This is a genomic window from Aquabacterium sp., from assembly GCF_044226965.1.
In the GTDB taxonomy this organism is placed as follows: domain Bacteria; phylum Pseudomonadota; class Gammaproteobacteria; order Burkholderiales; family Burkholderiaceae_C; genus Pseudaquabacterium.
Genome location: NZ_JBGAGA010000027.1, coordinates 1 through 16,671, shown reverse-complemented (window position 1 = coordinate 16,671; position 16,671 = coordinate 1). Strand labels below are relative to the sequence as shown.

Annotated in this window: 15 protein-coding genes; 5 read left to right on the top strand and 10 right to left on the bottom strand. The window is 70.4% G+C overall.

Annotation, left to right across the window (positions count from 1 at the left end; translation table 11 throughout):
* Nucleotides 1–47: 47 nt before the first annotated feature.
* Complete coding sequence (gene bamC, locus ACILR4_RS13900) at nucleotides 48–1,193, top strand: outer membrane protein assembly factor BamC (protein WP_395701459.1); 1,146 nt, start codon at nucleotides 48–50, stop codon at nucleotides 1,191–1,193.
* 99 nt (nucleotides 1,194–1,292) lie between these two features.
* Here bamC and ACILR4_RS13895 read toward each other — a convergent pair whose 3' ends face one another.
* The 3 genes from ACILR4_RS13895 to ACILR4_RS13885 form a co-directional block, all read right to left on the bottom strand.
* Nucleotides 1,293–1,508, bottom strand: a complete 216-nt coding sequence (locus ACILR4_RS13895; protein ID WP_395701458.1) for a hypothetical protein — start codon at nucleotides 1,506–1,508, stop codon at nucleotides 1,293–1,295.
* A 159-nt stretch (nucleotides 1,509–1,667) separates the two neighbouring features.
* On the bottom strand, nucleotides 1,668–2,156 hold the full coding sequence (locus tag ACILR4_RS13890; RefSeq protein ID WP_395701457.1) for a hypothetical protein: 489 nt from the start codon (nucleotides 2,154–2,156) through the stop codon (nucleotides 1,668–1,670).
* Nucleotides 2,149–3,285, bottom strand: coding sequence for a JmjC domain-containing protein (locus ACILR4_RS13885; RefSeq protein WP_395701456.1), 1,137 nt, complete (start codon nucleotides 3,283–3,285; stop codon nucleotides 2,149–2,151). The genes ACILR4_RS13890 and ACILR4_RS13885 overlap by 8 nt, the downstream gene beginning before the upstream one ends.
* 40 nt (nucleotides 3,286–3,325) lie before the next feature.
* Here ACILR4_RS13885 and ACILR4_RS13880 point away from each other — a divergent pair, with 40 nt between their 5' ends.
* A complete protein-coding gene (locus tag ACILR4_RS13880) occupies nucleotides 3,326–3,850 on the top strand; it encodes a peptidylprolyl isomerase (RefSeq protein WP_395701455.1) in 525 nt (174 codons plus the stop codon).
* Between the two features lie 11 nt (nucleotides 3,851–3,861).
* Here the strand turns inward: ACILR4_RS13880 and dut are convergent, their stop codons facing one another.
* The 4 genes from dut to ACILR4_RS13860 form a co-directional block, all read right to left on the bottom strand.
* The gene (dut, locus tag ACILR4_RS13875; protein ID WP_395701454.1) at nucleotides 3,862–4,311 is read right to left on the bottom strand and encodes a dUTP diphosphatase; all 450 of its coding nucleotides are present in this window, start codon (nucleotides 4,309–4,311) and stop codon (nucleotides 3,862–3,864) included.
* Nucleotides 4,308–5,519 carry a bifunctional phosphopantothenoylcysteine decarboxylase/phosphopantothenate--cysteine ligase CoaBC gene (gene coaBC / locus ACILR4_RS13870; protein WP_395701453.1) on the bottom strand — a complete coding sequence of 404 codons (1,212 nt, stop codon included), beginning with the start codon at nucleotides 5,517–5,519 and terminating at the stop codon, nucleotides 4,308–4,310. The genes dut and coaBC overlap by 4 nt, the downstream gene beginning before the upstream one ends.
* A gap of 52 nt (nucleotides 5,520–5,571) precedes the next feature.
* On the bottom strand, nucleotides 5,572–6,354 hold the full coding sequence (gene lepB, locus ACILR4_RS13865; RefSeq protein WP_395701452.1) for a signal peptidase I: 783 nt from the start codon (nucleotides 6,352–6,354) through the stop codon (nucleotides 5,572–5,574).
* 101 nt (nucleotides 6,355–6,455) lie between these two features.
* Nucleotides 6,456–7,220: a UPF0149 family protein gene (locus ACILR4_RS13860; RefSeq protein ID WP_395701451.1), complete on the bottom strand. Its 765-nt coding sequence runs from the start codon at nucleotides 7,218–7,220 to the stop codon at nucleotides 6,456–6,458.
* A gap of 233 nt (nucleotides 7,221–7,453) precedes the next feature.
* Here ACILR4_RS13860 and ACILR4_RS13855 point away from each other — a divergent pair, with 233 nt between their 5' ends.
* A complete protein-coding gene (locus tag ACILR4_RS13855; RefSeq protein WP_395701450.1) occupies nucleotides 7,454–10,012 on the top strand; it encodes a chemotaxis protein CheW in 2,559 nt (852 codons plus the stop codon).
* Here the strand turns inward: ACILR4_RS13855 and ACILR4_RS13850 are convergent.
* Together ACILR4_RS13850 and alaS are read right to left on the bottom strand one after the other, a co-directional pair.
* Nucleotides 10,001–10,576 (bottom strand): GNAT family N-acetyltransferase, encoded by a 576-nt coding sequence (locus ACILR4_RS13850; protein WP_395701449.1) that lies wholly within the window; start codon nucleotides 10,574–10,576, stop codon nucleotides 10,001–10,003. The two genes, ACILR4_RS13855 and ACILR4_RS13850, sit on opposite strands and share 12 nt — an antisense overlap.
* Before the next feature lie 4 nt (nucleotides 10,577–10,580).
* On the bottom strand, nucleotides 10,581–13,208 hold the full coding sequence (gene alaS, locus ACILR4_RS13845) for an alanine--tRNA ligase (protein WP_395701448.1): 2,628 nt from the start codon (nucleotides 13,206–13,208) through the stop codon (nucleotides 10,581–10,583).
* 145 nt (nucleotides 13,209–13,353) lie between these two features.
* Here alaS and ACILR4_RS13840 point away from each other — a divergent pair, with 145 nt between their 5' ends.
* On the top strand, nucleotides 13,354–14,409 hold the full coding sequence (locus ACILR4_RS13840; RefSeq protein ID WP_395701447.1) for a Bug family tripartite tricarboxylate transporter substrate binding protein: 1,056 nt from the start codon (nucleotides 13,354–13,356) through the stop codon (nucleotides 14,407–14,409).
* 28 nt (nucleotides 14,410–14,437) lie between these two features.
* On the opposite strand, the gene ACILR4_RS13835 is transcribed toward ACILR4_RS13840, so the two are convergent.
* A complete protein-coding gene (locus ACILR4_RS13835) occupies nucleotides 14,438–15,841 on the bottom strand; it encodes a PLP-dependent aminotransferase family protein (protein WP_395701446.1) in 1,404 nt (467 codons plus the stop codon).
* Nucleotides 15,842–15,973: 132 nt separating this feature from the next.
* On the opposite strand from ACILR4_RS13835, the gene ACILR4_RS13830 reads away from it, so the two are divergent.
* The coding region (locus ACILR4_RS13830; protein ID WP_395701445.1) for an aminotransferase class III-fold pyridoxal phosphate-dependent enzyme at nucleotides 15,974–16,671 on the top strand (698 nt) is incomplete at its 3' end.

Here is a 16,671-nt window from a genome sequence, read left to right as displayed (position 1 = left end):
CATTGTTTGGCCATCCGGGCCAAGGGCCTGTTCTGGAGATCCGCACTGTGAATCGTGTGTTCGTCGTCACCCCGACCCGCGCGGCCGCGCTGGCCCTGGTCGCCCTGCTGGCCGGCTGTTCCTCGCTGGAGAACACGATCTCCGACGACAAGGTCAACTACCGCTCGCAGGCGGCCAAGACGGAGCCCCTGGAGGTGCCGCCCGATCTGACCCAGCTGGCGCGCGACACGCGCTACCAGCCGCAGGCCGGGGTCATCAGCGCCACGGCCATGCAGCAAGGCGGCGCGGGTCCGGCGGTCGCCGTGCCCGCCGTGGCCGTGAACCAGGCGGGCGACTTCCGCATCGAACGCCAGGGCAACCAGCGCTGGATCGTCAGCACCTTGCCGCCGGAGCGGATCTACCAACAGATCCGCAACTTCTGGCTCGAACGCGGCTTCACGCTGACGCTGGACAACGCCGAGATCGGCATGATGGAAACCGACTGGGCCGAGAACCGCGCCCGGCTGCCGCAGGATCCGGTGCGCAACCTGCTGGGTAAAGTTCTTGACGGCTTCTTCTCGACCAGCGAACGCGACCGCTTCCGCACCCGCATCGATCGCAGCGGGACCGGCAGCGAGATCTTCGTCAGCCACCGCGGCCTGGTCGAGGTAGTGACCGGCGACCGGCGCGACAGCACCGCCTGGCAGCCGCGCCCGTCCGATCCCCAGCTCGAAGCCGAGATGCTGTCTCGCCTGCTGCTGCGCCTGGGCGCCAAGGAAGAAGTGGCCCGCAGCGTGGTGGCTGCCGGACCCACCGGCGCTGCGGCCGCCGGCCCGGCGGCACAGCCGCGCGCGCGCCTGCTGGCCGACCAGCCCGGCGCCGCGCTGCAGGTGGACGAGGCGTTCGACCGCGCCTGGCGGCGCGTGGGCCTGGCGCTCGACCGCAGCGGTTTCACGGTCGAAGACCGCGATCGCAGTGCCGGTCTCTACTACGTGCGTTACGTGGACCCGAAGCTCGCGGGCAAGGACGAGCCGGGCTTCTTCGCCAAGCTGTTCGGTACGGACAAGTCGCAGGCGCTGGTCCAGCGCTACCGTCTGCAGGTGAAGGCGACCGGCGACAAGACCACCGTGGTGGTGCTCAACAACCAGGGCAGCGCGGACAAGGGCGAACATGCCAACGCCATCGTGACGCGGCTGCTCGAAGAGCTGAAGTAGCGGCGCTGGGTCGTCCGCTCCGCCGCCGCGGCAGCGCGCGGCGGGCACAAAAAAGCCGCCCGAAGTGGGCGGCTTTTTTTGTCGCAGTGCTCAGCCGGATTACTTGCTGGCAGCAGCCGAAGCGGCGGCAGCAGCAGCGGCGTCGGCGGCGGGGGCCGAAGCAGCGTCGGCCGCCGAAGCAGCGGGGGCCGGAGCGGGCGCCGGGGCCGGGGCGGCAGCCGGAGCGGGCGGCGGGGCAGCCGGCTCTTCCTTCTTGCCGCAGGCGGCGAGCGCAACGGCAGCAACCAGGGAAGCCAACAGGAGCGACTTGTTCATTTGTGTCCTCAGTGAAAAATGTCGACGAATTACCGGTAATTGAATCTGGCGCGGACCGCGTCGATCCGGCATTTCAGACTCGGTCGAAAACCAGGCTTGAAAAGCTCGAGCCTTTTCAAGCCCAGCCCCGGATTGTAGCAAGCTTGTTAGGGGTGTTCCCTAGAGACCCAATGTGGTGGCAGGCCACGCGGGCTCGCAACGTTGCGCAATAGCCTCACATTGCTCGTACAGCGCCCTCAGGTCGGCCGGCGCGGTGACGTGGCGCGCACGCCAGCGCTCGCGGTCCAGCACCTCGACGGCCTGCGCTCCGGCCAGCAGCAGCGAAGGCAGTTCGATGCGATCGTCCGCGCCCGGGCACCGGGCCTCGAAGCGGTGCGCCCAGTCGCGCCGCCAGGCCGCGAAGCGCGGGCAGCGGCGGGCCACCGGCTCGAAGTCGGACGACAGCATCCGAAAGACGCGGCCATGCGGCCGGGCCCAGCGCTGCAGTGCGTCGATCACCGCCGGCTCGTCGAGGGGCCAGTCCACGAAGTCGGCATCGACGCAGACGAGCTCGCGCGCGCCGGACTCGCTGGCCGTGAGCAGCAACTGCCGCCAGGCGCCGACCAGCTCGGCGCGGCCCTCGATCGCAGGGTTCGGTGCCTCATTCATCCTCGCTCTCCCGTGCATGCAACCAGCCGGCCTGCGCCCATTCGTCGAGCAATGCGCGCGCGCCCTCGCTCAGCTGGGTCCAGGCACTGCCGGGCAGGCTGCGTCGATCGGCCAGGCGGCGCATCAGCCGTGCATCGCGCCCGCTGGCGACGAAGGCCTCGCCGTTGATGAACACATGGTGCGCGTCATACAGCATGCGGCTGCGCCGGTCCAGCACCAGCGCGGCCGGCGCCGCGGGCAGCGCCTGTCCGGCATCGAACCACACCTGCGACTTCGGCTCGCTGAGCACGCTGCCCAGCGCGCGGTCCAGCGCCTGGGGTTCGGCCAGGACCCGTTCCAGCACCTGCTGCGCGTAGGCGCGCAGGCTGGCCGGCAGGGCCCCCGGCGTCTCCGTGGCCGGTTGGCGCGCGTCACGGTAGATCGGCTCCCGCGCGCGGGGCTCCAGGTCCTCGGCCAGGCGCGGCAGCAGCTGCTGCGCCAGCTCGGTCGCGGTGGCGGCACGAAAGCCGATCGAGCAGGTCATGCACTCGTCCACCGCCTGGCCATCGTGGCCCCACAAGGGCGGCAGGTACAGCATGTCGCCCGGCGCCAGCACCACGTCCTCGCGCGGCTCGAAACTTTGGAGGATCTTCACCGGCAGCCCGTCGACCAGCGAGCGATCGGTCAGCGGGCCGAAACGCCAGCGGCGCCGGCCATGCACCTGCAGCAGGAAGACGTCGTAGGAATCGTAGTGCGGCCCGACGCCGCCGCCGGCGCTGGCATACGAGATCATCAGATCGTCGAGCCGCGCTTCGGGCACGAAGCGAAAGCGCGACAGCATGGCGCGGGCCGCGGGCACATGCAGGTCCAGTCCCTGCACCAGCAGGGTCCAGTCGGGGCGCGTGGTGGGCGGAATCGAACGCCGCGCGAAAGGGCCATGGCGCAGGCGCCAGGCGCCGTCGAAGCGCGTCAGCAGCCGCGACTCCACCCCCTCCTGTCCCGCCAGCGCGAACAGCGCTGCCCGGTCCAGCGGCGGCTGCACCCCGGCCCAGGCGCCGCGCACCAGCAGCGGCTTCCTCTGCCAGTGCCGGCGCATGAATTGCGCCGGCGACAGGCCGCCCAACAGATCCAGCGTCGCGTCAACGTTCATGCCGGGCATTGTCGCTTCGCCGATGTGCGATCATGCCCCGATGCTGATCACCGACCCCTGCGTCGTGAGCCTCACCTGGACGCTGGCCGACGGCCAGGGCGAGCCCATTGACGAACTGACCGAACCGCTGGAGTTCTTCTACGGCGGCGACGACCTGCTGCCCAAGCTGGAAGAGGCGCTGGCCGGCCAGGAGGCCGGTTTCGAGATCCACCTGCACCTGGAGCCCGAACATGCCTTCGGCGACTACCGCGCCGAGCTGGTGTGCTTCGAGGACCGCGCGCTGTTCCCGGACACGCTGGAGGAAGGCATGCAGTTCGACGGCCTGCCCGAAGGCGCGCAAACCACCGGCATGCCGCCGGACGTGATCTACACCATCACCGAGATCTACCCCTCGCACGTGGTGCTGGACGGCAACCACCCGCTGGCCGGCGTCGCGCTGCAGCTGCAGGTGAAGGTGATTGCCGTGCGCGAAGCCACCGAGGAAGAGCGCGAAGCCGGCTCCGTCACCTCGGACGGCATGGTCAGCGTGCTGTCGACGGCACCGTCGTCGCAGCAGCTGCACTGAGCCCGGTTCGCTCAGCGCTTGCCGGTCGAGCCGAAACCGCCCTCACCACGCGCCGAGGCCTCGAACTCGTCGACGCGGCGAAAGGCCGCCTGCACCACGGGCACGACGATCATCTGCGCGATGCGCTCGAGCGGCTGGATCGTGAAGCTCGCGCTGCCGCGGTTCCAGCAGCTCACCATCAGCGGGCCCTGGTAGTCGCTGTCGATCAGGCCCACCAGGTTGCCCAGCACGATGCCGTGCTTGTGGCCCAGCCCAGAGCGCGGCAGGATCATCGCGGCCAGGCCGGGATCGCCGATGTGGATGGCCAGGCCGGTGGGGATCAGGGCCGACTGGCCCGGCTCGAGCACCAGCGGCGCGTCCAGGCAGGCGCGCAGGTCCAGTCCGGCGCTGCCCGGCGTGGCATAACTCGGCAATTGCTCGGCCATGCGGGCATCGAGCACTTTCACGTCGATCGTCGTCATGAGGTCAGTCGGTTGGCAATCTCGCGCACCAGCGTGCGCGCCAGGCTCAGCTTGTCGGCGGTGGCGATCTCGCGCTCGCCCTGCTCGTCCACCAGCAGCAGGGTGTTGTCGTCGCGCCCGAAGGTGGCCGGGCCCAGGTTGCCCACCAGCAGCGGCACGTTCTTGCGGATGCGCTTCTCGCGCGCATGCTTGACGAGGTCGCCGCTCTCGGCCGCGAACCCGACGCAATAGGGACGCTGCGGCAGCCGCGCCACCGCGGCCAGGATGTCGGGGTTCTCGGTCAGCTCGAAGGCCGGCACGCTGCGGCCGGATTCCTTCTTGATCTTGTGCTCGGCCAGGCTGGCCGGTCGCCAGTCCGCCACCGCCGCCGTGGCGACGAACACCTGCTGCGCCGGCGCCAGCGGCAGCACGGCATCGTGCATCTGCTGCGCGCTCTGCACGTCGATGCGGCGCACATGGCGCGGCGTGGGCAGGTGCACCGGCCCGGCCACCAGCGTGACCTCGGCGCCCGCCTCCTGCGCCGCGCGCGCGATCGCAAAGCCCATCTTGCCGCTGGACAGGTTGGTGATGCCACGCACTGGATCGATGGCCTCGAAGGTCGGGCCGGCGGTGATCAGCACCTTCCGGCCCGCCAGCAGCTTGGGCTGGAAGAAGGCGATCAGCTCGTCGCGGATGTCCTCGGCCTCGAGCATGCGGCCGTCGCCGGTCTCGCCGCAGGCCTGGTCACCGGCATCGGGCCCGAACAGCGTGGCGCCGTCGGCCACCACCTGCGCGACGTTGCGCCGGGTGGCCGGGTGGGCCCACATCTCGCGGTTCATCGCCGGGGCCAGCAGCAGCGGGCAGCGCTCGAGCGGCCGCGCCAGGCACAGCAGCGACAGCAGCTCGTCGGCACGGCCCTGCGCCAGCTTGGCGATGAAGTCGGCCGACGCGGGCGCCACCAGGATCGCATCGGCCTCGCGCGAGAGGTTGATGTGCGCCATGTTGTTCGGCTCGCGCGCGTCCCACTGGCTGGTGGCCACCGGGCGGCCGGACAGCGCCTGCATCGTCACCGGCGTGATGAAGGCCTGCGCGGCCTCGGTCATCACCACCTGCACGGTGGCACCGGCGCGGCCGAGCTCGCGCACCAGTTCGGCGGACTTGTAGCAGGCGATGCCGCCGGACAGGCCCAGCACGATGTGGCGCCCGGCCAGGGAGGGGAGTGTCGACATGGCGCGCAATGTAGCGCAGCGCGCCCTGCCGTCGTGCCGGCAGGGCTGCCGTTCACTCGGGCTTGTGCCAGAAGCGGTCGAACTCGAGGTAGTTGAACAGCACGCGGTCGACGCGGCCGTAGATCTCGCGCTCGGGCACGAAACCCCATGCGCGCGAATCGGCCGAGTTGTCGCGGTTGTCGCCGATGGCCAGCAGGTGCTCCGGCGGCACCGTGCAGGTCCAGGCTGCAGGCCGCTCACTTTGGCAGTCAGGCTCGCCCAGCGCCTGCAGCGGCAGCCGGCCCATCACGAAGGGGTTGAGCTTCATCTCGTGCGGGCGACCGCCGAGCGTCTCGCGCAGCAGGCGCTGGCCCGCGTCGGCCGGATGGGTGCCCCAGCCCAGGTCCTCGGCCTGCAGCGGCTGGCCGTTCACGGCCAGGATGCCATCGCGGAACTGCACCTTGTCCCCGGGCAGCCCGACGATGCGCTTGACGTAGAACTGCGACACATCCGGCGGGTAGCGGAACACGGCGATGTCGCCGCGCTGCGGCGTGCCCATCGGGATCGCAGTGTTGGTGAAGGGCAGCCGCGGGCCGTAGGCCAGGTGGTTGATCAGCAGCATGTCGCCCACGCGCAGCGTGGGCTCCATCGAGGCGCTGGGCACGCGCTGCCAGTCGGCCAGCGCCACCCGGCAGGTGAACACCAGCGCAATCACGGTGAAGAAGTCGGCCCCCCAGTGCACCCACCAGGGCTTGTGCTGCCGGCCACGGCGCAGCAGCAGCCAGGCCAGGCTCAAGGCGCCGGTGGCCAGCAGCAGCACGGCCAGCAATTCATTGAACGCGTATCCGATCTTCATGGGGCAGGCGAAAGGCTGTGGTCGATGGCAAGGATTGTCGGCGCGGCCCGCCGCCGCTCGTGCCAGCCAATCGGCCGTTCGGCCGCACTGCCGCGCGTTGATCAGGCGCCGTGGCACTTCTTGTATTTCTTCCCGCTGCCGCAGGGGCAGGGGTCGTTGCGGCCGGGCGCCACCTCGACGCGCCGCTGCTCGGGCTTGGCGCCGTGGTCCAGCCAGTACACCCGCAGGTCCTGCACGCCGAAGCAGGCATCGTCGATCAGGTCCTCGCGGCTCGGCGAACCATCGGGGTAGGACTCCAGCGCGTAGGCCTTCAGGTCCTCCGGCGGCAGCATCAGCGCCATCACGCGCATCAGGCAGTCGTCGTACCAGCGACCCTCCTCGCTGTCGTCGGGTTGCGGCCAGTCCGCGGAGAAGGCCTCGGTCGCGGCGCGGAAGCCTTCGGCCCACAGCGCGCCGGTCTGCAGCAGTTGCTCGGCTTCCTCGGCGCTCATGTGGCCGGCCTCGACCACTTCGCGCCGCATCGCGTCGTCGTACTGGATCATCAGCGGGGCGATGCGCAGCGTGTCCGGCTCGTCGAGCAAGGCCTCGGGGTCGAGCTGGCGCGCCAGCACGTTCCAGCGCGCCATCAGGGCCTGCAGCGCCTGCCCGGCATCGGCCGGGTCGGCAAAGGCGCGATCGAAGGCATCGCCGAACATCGCCGGCAGCCATTCGCTCGGCAGCATCGTGCGGCGGCCGGCCAGCAACGCGGTCATGAAGCCGTCGACCCATTCCACCGACACGTCGATGCCGAAGCCGGCCAGGCGGTCGCACAGCTGCTCGATGCGTTCGATCTCTTCTTCGGTGTTGTGCTGCACGGGCAGGGTCATGGGCGAATCCGGTGTTGCTTTCATGCATTGTCGCCGGCCCGAGCGACCCGCCGGCCGGCCTCGCCACGCACCAGCACGGCGCAGTGATGCACCACGCCGCAGCCTGGCTGCACCGCGGGCAGGACTGCACCGCCAAGCGACCTCTTTTCGGCCATTCGTCCCTGAAAAGGCCTTCTACCGTGGGCCTGGCACCTGCCTTCGCCGGTGCCACTGCGCACCCGAAGAGGCCCGCCTTGAACACCAAGACCATCCGCCGCGGCATCCCGTTCTCCGCCGAAGTCGCACCGCTCGTCAGCCGCATGCCGGTGGTGGACGAGTACCGCGAAGCCATGCTGCGCCTGCAGACGCTGTGGGACAGCCTGTCGATGCTCGGCCAGATGAGCGGCACGGTGCCGGACATCGGCAGCACGCGGCGCGAGTTCCAGTCGCTCACCGAAACCCTGCTCGACAGCCTGGCGCGCAGCCTGCTCACCAAGCAGCTGCAGCAGATGCGCGGCCAGGCCCAGGTGGCGATCGACATCCTGGTGCGCAACCTGTTCGAACGCACCGCCGATGTCGGTTTCCTGTCGGCCGACAGTGCACTGGTCGCGTTCTGCGACCCCGCGCGCGAAGACCGCCCGACGCGCGAAGCGATGCAGGCGCGCTTTCGCGACTACGTGGCCCAGTATTCGGTCTACGACGACGTGATCGTGCTGGATCCGCAGGGCCGGCTGCTCGCGCGCCTGGACACTGCCGCCGCGGCCGTCGACTGCAGCGAAGCCTGGGTCGGCCAGGCCGCACAGGCCGGCGGCCATGTCGAACGCTTCGGTCCCTCGGCGCTGATGGGTGGGCGCAGCGCACTGCTGTACGCGCAGGCCATTCGCAGCGAAGGCCGCGTCTGCGGCGTGCTGGCGCTGTCGTTCCGCTTCGCCGACGAGATGACCGGCATCTTCCGGCAGCTGCGCGATGCCGGCGGCCGCGCGGTGATGGCACTGGTGGACGCGCAGCACCAGGTGGTGGCGAGCTCCGACCCCTGGCAGTTGCCGCTGGGCGCCGCGCTGCCCGCCGCGCCCGCCGACACAACCACCGGCGCCGGCCACCATCGCATGCGCTTCGCCGGCCGCGACTACCTGTGCGTGCTGACGGCTGCCACCGCGTACGAGGGCTATCGCGGCCCCGGCTGGAGCGGCTGCGTGCTGGTGCCGATCGACCTGGCCTTCGAGCACGAGAAGGACACCGGCGCAGCGTCGCAGGACCAGGCGCTCGACGGACTGGTCGGTGCACTGGACACGAACGCACTGTTCGACGAAGAGCTGCACCGCATCCCGCGCCAGGCCGCGCGGATCCAGCGCGACCTCTCGCGCGTGCTGTGGAACGGCCGCCTGCGGCCGGCCAGCGCTGGCGTCGGCAGCGATTTCGCGGGCACCCTGCTGCGCGAGGTCGGCCACACCGGCGAGCGGATCCGCGCGCTGTTCGCGCAGGCCACTGGCAACCTGCACCGCTCGGCGCTGGGCACGGTGTTCGACACCGCGCAGGCCCGCGCCCGGCTGGCCGTGGACATCATGGACCGCAACCTGTACGAGCGTGCGAACGACTGCCGCTGGTGGGCCCTGAACGGCGAACTGCGCGACGTGCTGGCGCAACCGGCCGGGCAGCGCGACGGCGCCCGCGCCACGGCGGTGTTGCAGGCCATCAACCGCCTGTACACGGTGTACGCGCTGCTGCTGCTGTTCGATGCCCAGGGCCGGGTGGTGGCGGTGTCGCAGCCGGCTGCGCAGGACTGGGTCGGCCGCCCGCTGCAGGCCGACTGGCTGGCCTCGACGCTGAGCCTGCGTGACAGCCAGTCCTTCGTGATGTCGCGCCACGGCGCGAGCCCCCTGTACGGCGAGCGGCCGACCTACGTCTACAGCGCTGCGCTATTGCCCGAATTGAGCGGCCCCGTGCTGGGCGGCATCGCCATCGTCTTCGACGGCGAGCCGCAATTCGCCGCGATGCTGCGCGACGCCCTGCCCGCCGGCGGCGACGGCCGCCCGCTGCCCGGCAGCAGCGCGCTGTTCGTCACCCGCGGCGGCCAGGTGGTGGCCAGCACCGACGCGCGCTGGCCGGTGGGCGGCCAGGCCCCCGTGTCGCCCGCCACGCTGGCGCGCGGCCAGGCCCACAGCACGGTGATCGACATCGACGGCGTGGCGCACGCCGCCGCCTTCAGCATGGCCGGCGGCTACCGCGAGTACCACGGCACGCCGCAGCGGCCCGACGAGGACGTGGCCGCACTGGTGCTGATGCGCCTGGGCCAGCGGCTCGAACAGGCCGGCACCGCCCTGCCCGCCTTCGAACCGCCGCCGGCGCCGCGCCAGGCCAGCAACGACGGTGCACTGGAGATCGCCTCCTTCGTCGCCAACCAGCAGTGGCTGGGCCTGCCGGTGGCGCAGGTGCACACCGCACTGGAACATCCGCGCGTCGCCGCCCTGCCCGGCGTGCCGCCGCATGTGCTGGGCATGCTGCCGTTCGAGGGTCGGATGATCATGACCATCGACCTGGGCGCGCTGCGCGGCGGCGCGCCGGCGCCGGCCGATGCGCCGGTGATCGTGGTCACCACCGCGCAAGGCAAGCCGCTGGCGCTGCGGGTGCAGGAGCTGGGCCCCGTGTTCCAGGCCGCCGGCAGCGACCTGCAGCCACTGGGCCTGAGCCTGGGGACCGGCAGCATCGGCCAGCAGGCCGGCGCCGGCGGCGACCGCCTGGTGCGCGGCCATGGCCCGATGCTGACCTTGCTGGACGCCGACCGGCTCTACAGTCTTTGCGGGTTAGCAGCCTGAGGCTTCGGGCACCGTGATGCGCGGCGGCGCAGGGTGGAAGCGCGCCATCGACAGCACGTCCGCATACTGGCCCTCGCGCAGCGCGTAGCCGCGGTGGTAGCCCTCCTGCACGAAGCCGAAGCGCCGGTACAGCGCGATGGCACGGGCGTTGTCGGCGTACACCGAGAGCTCCAGCCGCAGCACCTGGCCCCAGTGGTCGGCCCAGTCGCACAGCGCGGCCATCAGCGCGCTGCCGACGCCCTGGCCCTGCGCCGCGGACCACACCGCGATGCCGATCGACATCACATGCCGGCGCCGCACCGCCACGCCGGCCGGATGCAGCCCGGCATTGCCCACCACCTCGGGCCGGCCATCCGCATCCGGCCGCTCGGCCACCAGCAACAGGTCGGGCTTGCCGGGCGCGAGCATGTCGCCGAGCCGGGCGCGCCACATCTCCTCGCTGTGGAAGGGCACCTGCATCAGCTGCGGCAGCACCAGCGGGTCGCCCATGGTGCGCGCCATCGCGGCCGCATCGGCCAGCGTCGCGCGGCGCACGGTGATCGGCGGCCGCGCGCTGCCCGTCATCGCATCAGGCGCGCTCGGCGACCCAGGCCTGCACCGAGGCCAGCGCCTGGGGCAGCTGGGCGGCGCTGCTGCCACCGGCCATCGCCAGGTCGGGCTTGCCACCGCCCTTGCCGCCGACCTGCTGCGCGACGAAGTTCACCAGCTCGCCGGCCTTGACCTTCGCAATGCTGTCGGCGGTGACACCGGCGGCCAGCTGCACCTTGTCGCCATCCACCGCGGCCAGCACGATGGCGGCGGTCTTCAGCTTGTCCTTCAGCTTGTCCATCGTGTCGCGCAGCGTCTTGGCATCGGCGCCAGCCAGCGTGGCCGCCAGCACCTTGATGCCCTTGACGTCCACCGCCTGCGCCAGCAGCTCGTCGCCCTGGGCCGAGGCCAGCTTGCCCTTCAGCGCGGCGATCTCCTTCTCGAGCGAGCGCACCTGCTCGAGCACGCTGCCGAGGCGCGATTGCACCTCGGCGGGCGTGACCTTCAGCGCCCCGGCCACGCCACCCACGGTGGATTCGAGTGTCTGCAGGTAGGCCAGCGCGTTGTCGCCGGTCACCGCCTCGACGCGGCGGATGCCGGCGGCCACGCCGCCTTCGGCGACGATCTTGAACAGCCCGATGTCGCCGGTGCGCTGCACGTGGGTGCCGCCGCACAGTTCCTTGCTGGTGCCAATGCTCAGCACGCGCACGGTCTCGCCGTACTTTTCGCCGAACAGCATCATCGCGCCGCTCTTCTGCGCATCGTCCAGCGCCATCACCTGGGCCTGCGTCGCGGCATTGGCCAGCACTTCCGCGTTGACGATGGCCTCGACCTTGCGGACCTGCTCGTCGGTCATCGGCGCGGTGTGCGCGAAGTCGAAGCGGGTGCGCTCGGCATTCACCAGCGAGCCCTTCTGCTGCACATGCCCGCCCAGCACCTCGCGCAGCGCCTTGTGCATCAGGTGCGTGGCGCTGTGGTTGCGCATGGTCTTCGCGCGCAGTTCGCCGTTCACGCGCGCGGCGAAGACGTCGCCCACGCTCACCGTGCCTTCGGCAATGCGGCCGTGGTGGCCGAACACGTCGGCCTGGATCTTCACGGTGTCCTCCACCAGCACGCGCGTGGTGGCGTTGCGCAGCTCGCCGCTGTCGCCCGCCTGGCCGCCGCTCTCGGCGTAGAACGGGGTCTGGTCCAGCACGATGACCACGTCGTCGCCGGCCGTCGCGGCCTGCACCGGCGTGCCGTCGAGGTACATCGCCAGCACCCTGGCGCCGTCGACCGCCAGATGCTCATAACCCTGGAAGGACGTGGCCGAACCGCTGTACTCGAGGCCCTGCGCCATCTTGAACTTGCCCGCCTCGCGGGCGCGCTGCTTCTGCTCTTCCAGCAGCACGTGGAAGCGCGCCTCGTCGACCGTGACGCCGCGCTCGCGGCAGACGTCGGCGGTCAGGTCGACCGGGAACCCGTAGGTGTCGTGCAGCTTGAAGGCGGTGTCGCCGTCGATCTGCTTCGCACCGCTGGCCAGGGCCGCTTCCAGGATCTCCATGCCGTGGGCGATGGTCTTGAAGAAGCGCTCTTCCTCCTGCTGCAGCACCTCGGTCACGCGCGCGGCGCTGCGGCGCAGCTCGGGGTAGGCCTCGCCCATCTCGGCGTCGAGCGCGGCCACCAGCTTGTGGAAGAAGGGCACGCGCGCGCCGAGCTTGTAGCCGTGGCGGATGGCGCGGCGCGCGATGCGGCGCAGCACGTAGCCGCGGCCGGCGTTGCCGGGAATGACGCCGTCGACCACGGTGAACGCGCAGGCGCGGATGTGGTCGGCGATGACCTTCAGGCTCGGGCTGGTGGCGTCGCAATCGCCACCGCCGGCCTCGTCGACGGCCTTCTTGGCCGCCGCCAGCAGCGTGACGAAGAGGTCGATCTCGTAGTTCGAGTGCACATGCTGCAGCACCGCGGCCAGGCGCTCCAGGCCCATGCCGGTGTCCACGCTGGGCTTGGGCAGCCGATGCATCACACCGTCTTCGGTGCGATTGAACTGCATGAACACGTTGTTCCAGATCTCGATGTAGCGGTCGCCGTCCTGCTCGGGCGACCCCGGCGGGCCGCCGGCCACGTCGGGGCCGTGGTCGTAGAAGATCTCGGAGCACGGACCGCAGGGGCCGGTGTCGCCCATCATCCAGAAGTTGTCGGACATGTAGCGGCCGCCCTTGTTGTCGCCGATGCGCACGATGCGCTCGGCGGGCAGCCCGATCACGTTCTTCCAGATGTCATAGGCCTCGTCGTCCTCGGCATAGACGGTGGCCCAGAGCTTGTCCTGCGGCAGCTTGAAGTGCACCGTCAGCAGTTCCCAGGCGAACTTGAGCGCGTCGTGCTTGAAGTAGTCGCCGAAGCTGAAGTTGCCCAGCATCTCGAAGAAGGTGTGGTGCCGCGCGGTGTAGCCCACGTTGTCCAGGTCGTTGTGCTTGCCGCCGGCGCGGATGCACTTCTGCGACGTGGCCGCGCGCGTGTAGGGCCGCTTGTCGAAGCCGAGGAACACGTCCTTGAACTGGTTCATCCCGGCGTTGGTGAACAGCAGCGTCGGGTCGTCGCCCGGCACCACCGGGGACGAGGCCACGATCTGGTGGCCCTTGGACTCGAAGAATTTCAGGAACGTGGAGCGGATGTCGGCGGCTTTCATAAGGTTGCAATTCTACTGGCGGGCATCCGTGCGCTAGTCCTCACCGCAGCACCCTGCTGGCCGCAGCAGCCCACAGGGCATGCCCACACCGCTTACAGTTGCCGGATCCCATTCACCGCTTGCCGGCCTCGTTGCCGAGGGCCGCATGCCCATTGCCTTGCCAGACCATCGCCACCCCCTGATCCGCCCGGGACTGCGCCGGCTGTTCAACCTGGGCCCGCTGCAACGCTGGGCCAGCGCCATCGGCGCGCTGCTGCTGCCGCTGGCCGCGGCGGCCTGGGAGCCGACCCAGCCGGTGGAGATCGTCGTGCCGGCCGGCACCGGCGGCGGCGCCGACCAGATGGCACGCTTCGTCCAGGAGATGGTCACCAAGCACAAGCTGATGAGCCAGCCGATGAAGGTGGTCAACAAGGCCGGCAACTCGGGCGCCGAGGGCCTGCTGGACGTGAAGGCCGACAAGGGCAACCCGCACAAGCTGGTCATCACGCTGTCGAACCTGTTCACGGTGCCGCTGGCCACCGGCGTGCCGTTCGGCTGGCGCGACATCACGCCGCTGTCGATGATGGCGCTGGACCAGTTCGTGCTGTGGGTCAACGCCGACACACCGTACAAGACCGCGCAGGACCTGCTGGCCGCGATGAAGGCCAAGGGCCCGAACGGCTTCAAGCTCGGCGGCACCGGCAGCAAGCAGGAAGACCAGCTGATCAGCGTGCTGCTCGAGACCGCCGCCGGCACACGCATCCAGTACGTGCCGCTGAAGGGCGGCGGCGATGTCGCCAAGTCGCTGGCCGCCGGCGAGGTGGACCTGACGGTCAACAACCCGATCGAGGCCGAGGGCCTGTGGCGCAGCGGCAAGCTCAGGCCGCTGTGCGTGTTCGACGGCGGCCCGCTGGGCTACACGGCCAAGCTCTCGAACGGCCAGTCGTGGAACGACATCCCCACCTGCATGTCGGCCGGCATCCCGGCGCAGTACCTGATGCTGCGCGGCTTCTTCATGACGCCGCAGGCCACGCCCGACCAGGTGGCCTACTACGTGCAGCTGCTGGCCAAGGTGCGCGAGCTGCCCGAGTGGCGCGACTTCATGGCCAAGGGCGCCTTCCGCCAGACGGCGTTGAGCGGCGCGCAGTACGTGGAGTGGCTGGACCGCGCCGAGAGCTACCACCGCGTGCTGATGCGCGAAGCCAAGCTGATGGCCAAGTGAGCCTGCGGCCCGGCAAGGGCCTGGCCGCTCACTTTGCCCGGCAGCAGCGCTCGAGGAAGGCGAACACCCGCTCGTCGCCGCAGAACGCGACGTTGAAGCGCATCCACGGCGTCGGCGCCATGTCGACGCTGAACAGGTGGCCGGGGCCGAGCAGGATGTCGCTCTCGGCCGCCTCGATCGAGGCCTGCGCCGAATCCGGAATCGCCGGATGGCGGGCCCACAGCAGCATGCCCGCCTTGGGCTCGGCGAACAGCTCGAAGCCCAGCGCGTCCAGCCGCTGGCCCACCCGCTCGTGCGCCTGCGCCAGGCGCTCGCGCAGGGCCTTCAGGTGCTTGCGCCAGCGCCCTTCGGTCAGCGCGCCGTAGGCCAGGCGCTCGCCGAACTCCGACGAGGTCAGGCCCGCCAGCAGCTTCATCTGCGCCAGGTCCTCCACCAGGTCGGGATGGCCCACCACGTGGCCGACGCGGATGTTCGGCGAGATCGTCTTCGAATAGCTGCCGATCTGCACCACGCGGTTGAGCTGGTCCAGGCTGGCCAGTGACGCGCGCGGCTGCGGATCGAGGTCGGCATAGATGTCGTTCTCGACGATCAGCAGGTCGTGCTTCTCGGCCAGCTGCAGCACGCGGTGCAGCTGCGCCAGCGGCACCACCGTGCCGGTGGGGCTCTGCAGCCGCGGCTGCGTGAAGAACACGCGCGGCTTGTGCTGCTCGACCAGCCGCTCCAGCGCAGCCAGGTCGTAGCCGCCGGGCAGGCGCGGCACGCCGATCAACTTCGCGCCCAGGAAGCGCAGGCCGAACAGCTGGTTGGCATAGCCGGGATCGTCCACCAGCACGGCGTCACCCGGCCGCACCAGGCGCCGCGCGGCCAGGTCCAGGCCCTGGCTGCTGCCCTGCGTCAGCAGCACCTGCTCGGCGGTGACGGCGATCTCCTGTTCGGCCAGCGCATCGCGGATCAGCTGGCGCAGCGGCGGGTAGCCCTTGGGGTCGCCATAGCCCCCGAGGTCCATGTCCTCGGCCGCCAGGCCGCGCAGGCTGCGCTTCAGGCCGTCCTCGAACAGCCAGTCGTGCGGCAGCCAGCCGCAGCCGGGCTTCATCGACAGATGGCGGTTCTCGAAGATCTTGCGCAGGTACCACATCGCGTCGAAGGCCGCACCGCTGGCCCCCGGCGCCGCGAGGGCCGCAGCGTGCGAAGCGCCCGCGCGGCGCCGCACGAAGAAGCCCGAGTGCGGGCGCGACACCAGCCAGCCCTGGGCCACCAGCCGGTCGTAGGCCTCGACCACGGTGAACACGCTCACCGCATGGGCCTGCGCGAACTGACGGATCGACGGCAGCTTGGTGCCGGCACGCAGCCCGCCCTCCTCGATCAGCTTGCGCAGGCCGTCGACGATCTGCGTGACCAGCGGCACCGGCGAATGGGCTTGGAGCGTGAGCATGAGGAAGGGACCGGGTTCGTCTGTACAGGGGTTCGGACCAGCACAGTGCATCGTGCCAAGACCCCGTTCTGTACATGGTATCGCCCGACCCGGGCTCCTAGAGTCGCGGCCAATGACAGCACGGAAACGCACATGCAACGCGAAGCCCACCTGAACAACGCCGCCCTGATGGCCCGCCGCCGCGCCGCGCTGCCGGCCGGCCTGGGCCAGGCACACGAGATCTTCGTCGAACGCGCCGAGAACGCCGAGGTGTGGGACGTCGAGGGCCGGCGCTACATCGACTTCGCCGGCGGCATCGCGGTGCTGAACACCGGCCACCGCCACCCGCGCCTGGTGGCCGCGGTGCAGCAGCAGCTCGAGCGCTACACCCACACCTGCTTCCAGGTGCTGGCCTACGAGCCCTACGTCGAACTGGCCGAGCGCCTGAACGCGATGGCGCCCGGTGCCTTCGCGAAGAAGAGCTTCCTGATGAGCACCGGCGCCGAGGCGGTGGAGAACGCGATCAAGATCGCCCGCGCCTACACGAAGCGCTCGGCGGTCATTGCCTTCGGCGGCGGCTTCCACGGCCGCACGATGATGGGCATGGCCCTCACCGGCAAGGTGGCGCCCTACAAGCTCGGCTTCGGCCCCTTCCCGGCCGAGATCTACCATGCGCGTTATCCCAACCTGCTGCACGGCGTGAGCATCGACGACGCGATGGATTCGATCGAAGCCATCTTCAAGTGCGACGTCGAGCCGGCCCGCGTGGCCGCGATCATCCTCGAGCCGGTGCAGGGCGAAGGCGGCTTCTACGCCGCGCCGGTGGCCTTCGTGAAGCGGTTGCGCGCGCT

Excerpts from the sequence above, each read along its gene's own strand:
- dut (WP_395701454.1), bottom strand. The coding sequence starts at position 4,311 with ATGACGACGATCGACGTGAAAGTGCTCGATGCCCGCATGGCCGAGCAA.
- ACILR4_RS13840 (WP_395701447.1), top strand. The coding sequence starts at position 13,354 with ATGCCCATTGCCTTGCCAGACCATCGCCACCCCCTGATCCGCCCGGGA.
- ACILR4_RS13895 (WP_395701458.1), bottom strand. The coding sequence starts at position 1,508 with ATGAACAAGTCGCTCCTGTTGGCTTCCCTGGTTGCTGCCGTTGCGCTC.
- ACILR4_RS13835 (WP_395701446.1), bottom strand. The coding sequence starts at position 15,841 with ATGCTCACGCTCCAAGCCCATTCGCCGGTGCCGCTGGTCACGCAGATC.
- ACILR4_RS13885 (WP_395701456.1), bottom strand. The coding sequence starts at position 3,285 with ATGAACGTTGACGCGACGCTGGATCTGTTGGGCGGCCTGTCGCCGGCG.
- ACILR4_RS13850 (WP_395701449.1), bottom strand. The coding sequence starts at position 10,576 with ATGACGGGCAGCGCGCGGCCGCCGATCACCGTGCGCCGCGCGACGCTG.
- coaBC (WP_395701453.1), bottom strand. The coding sequence starts at position 5,519 with ATGTCGACACTCCCCTCCCTGGCCGGGCGCCACATCGTGCTGGGCCTG.
- ACILR4_RS13860 (WP_395701451.1), bottom strand. The coding sequence starts at position 7,220 with ATGACCCTGCCCGTGCAGCACAACACCGAAGAAGAGATCGAACGCATC.
- ACILR4_RS13880 (WP_395701455.1), top strand. The coding sequence starts at position 3,326 with ATGCTGATCACCGACCCCTGCGTCGTGAGCCTCACCTGGACGCTGGCC.
- alaS (WP_395701448.1), bottom strand. The coding sequence starts at position 13,208 with ATGAAAGCCGCCGACATCCGCTCCACGTTCCTGAAATTCTTCGAGTCC.
- lepB (WP_395701452.1), bottom strand. The coding sequence starts at position 6,354 with ATGAAGATCGGATACGCGTTCAATGAATTGCTGGCCGTGCTGCTGCTG.
- ACILR4_RS13890 (WP_395701457.1), bottom strand. The coding sequence starts at position 2,156 with ATGAATGAGGCACCGAACCCTGCGATCGAGGGCCGCGCCGAGCTGGTC.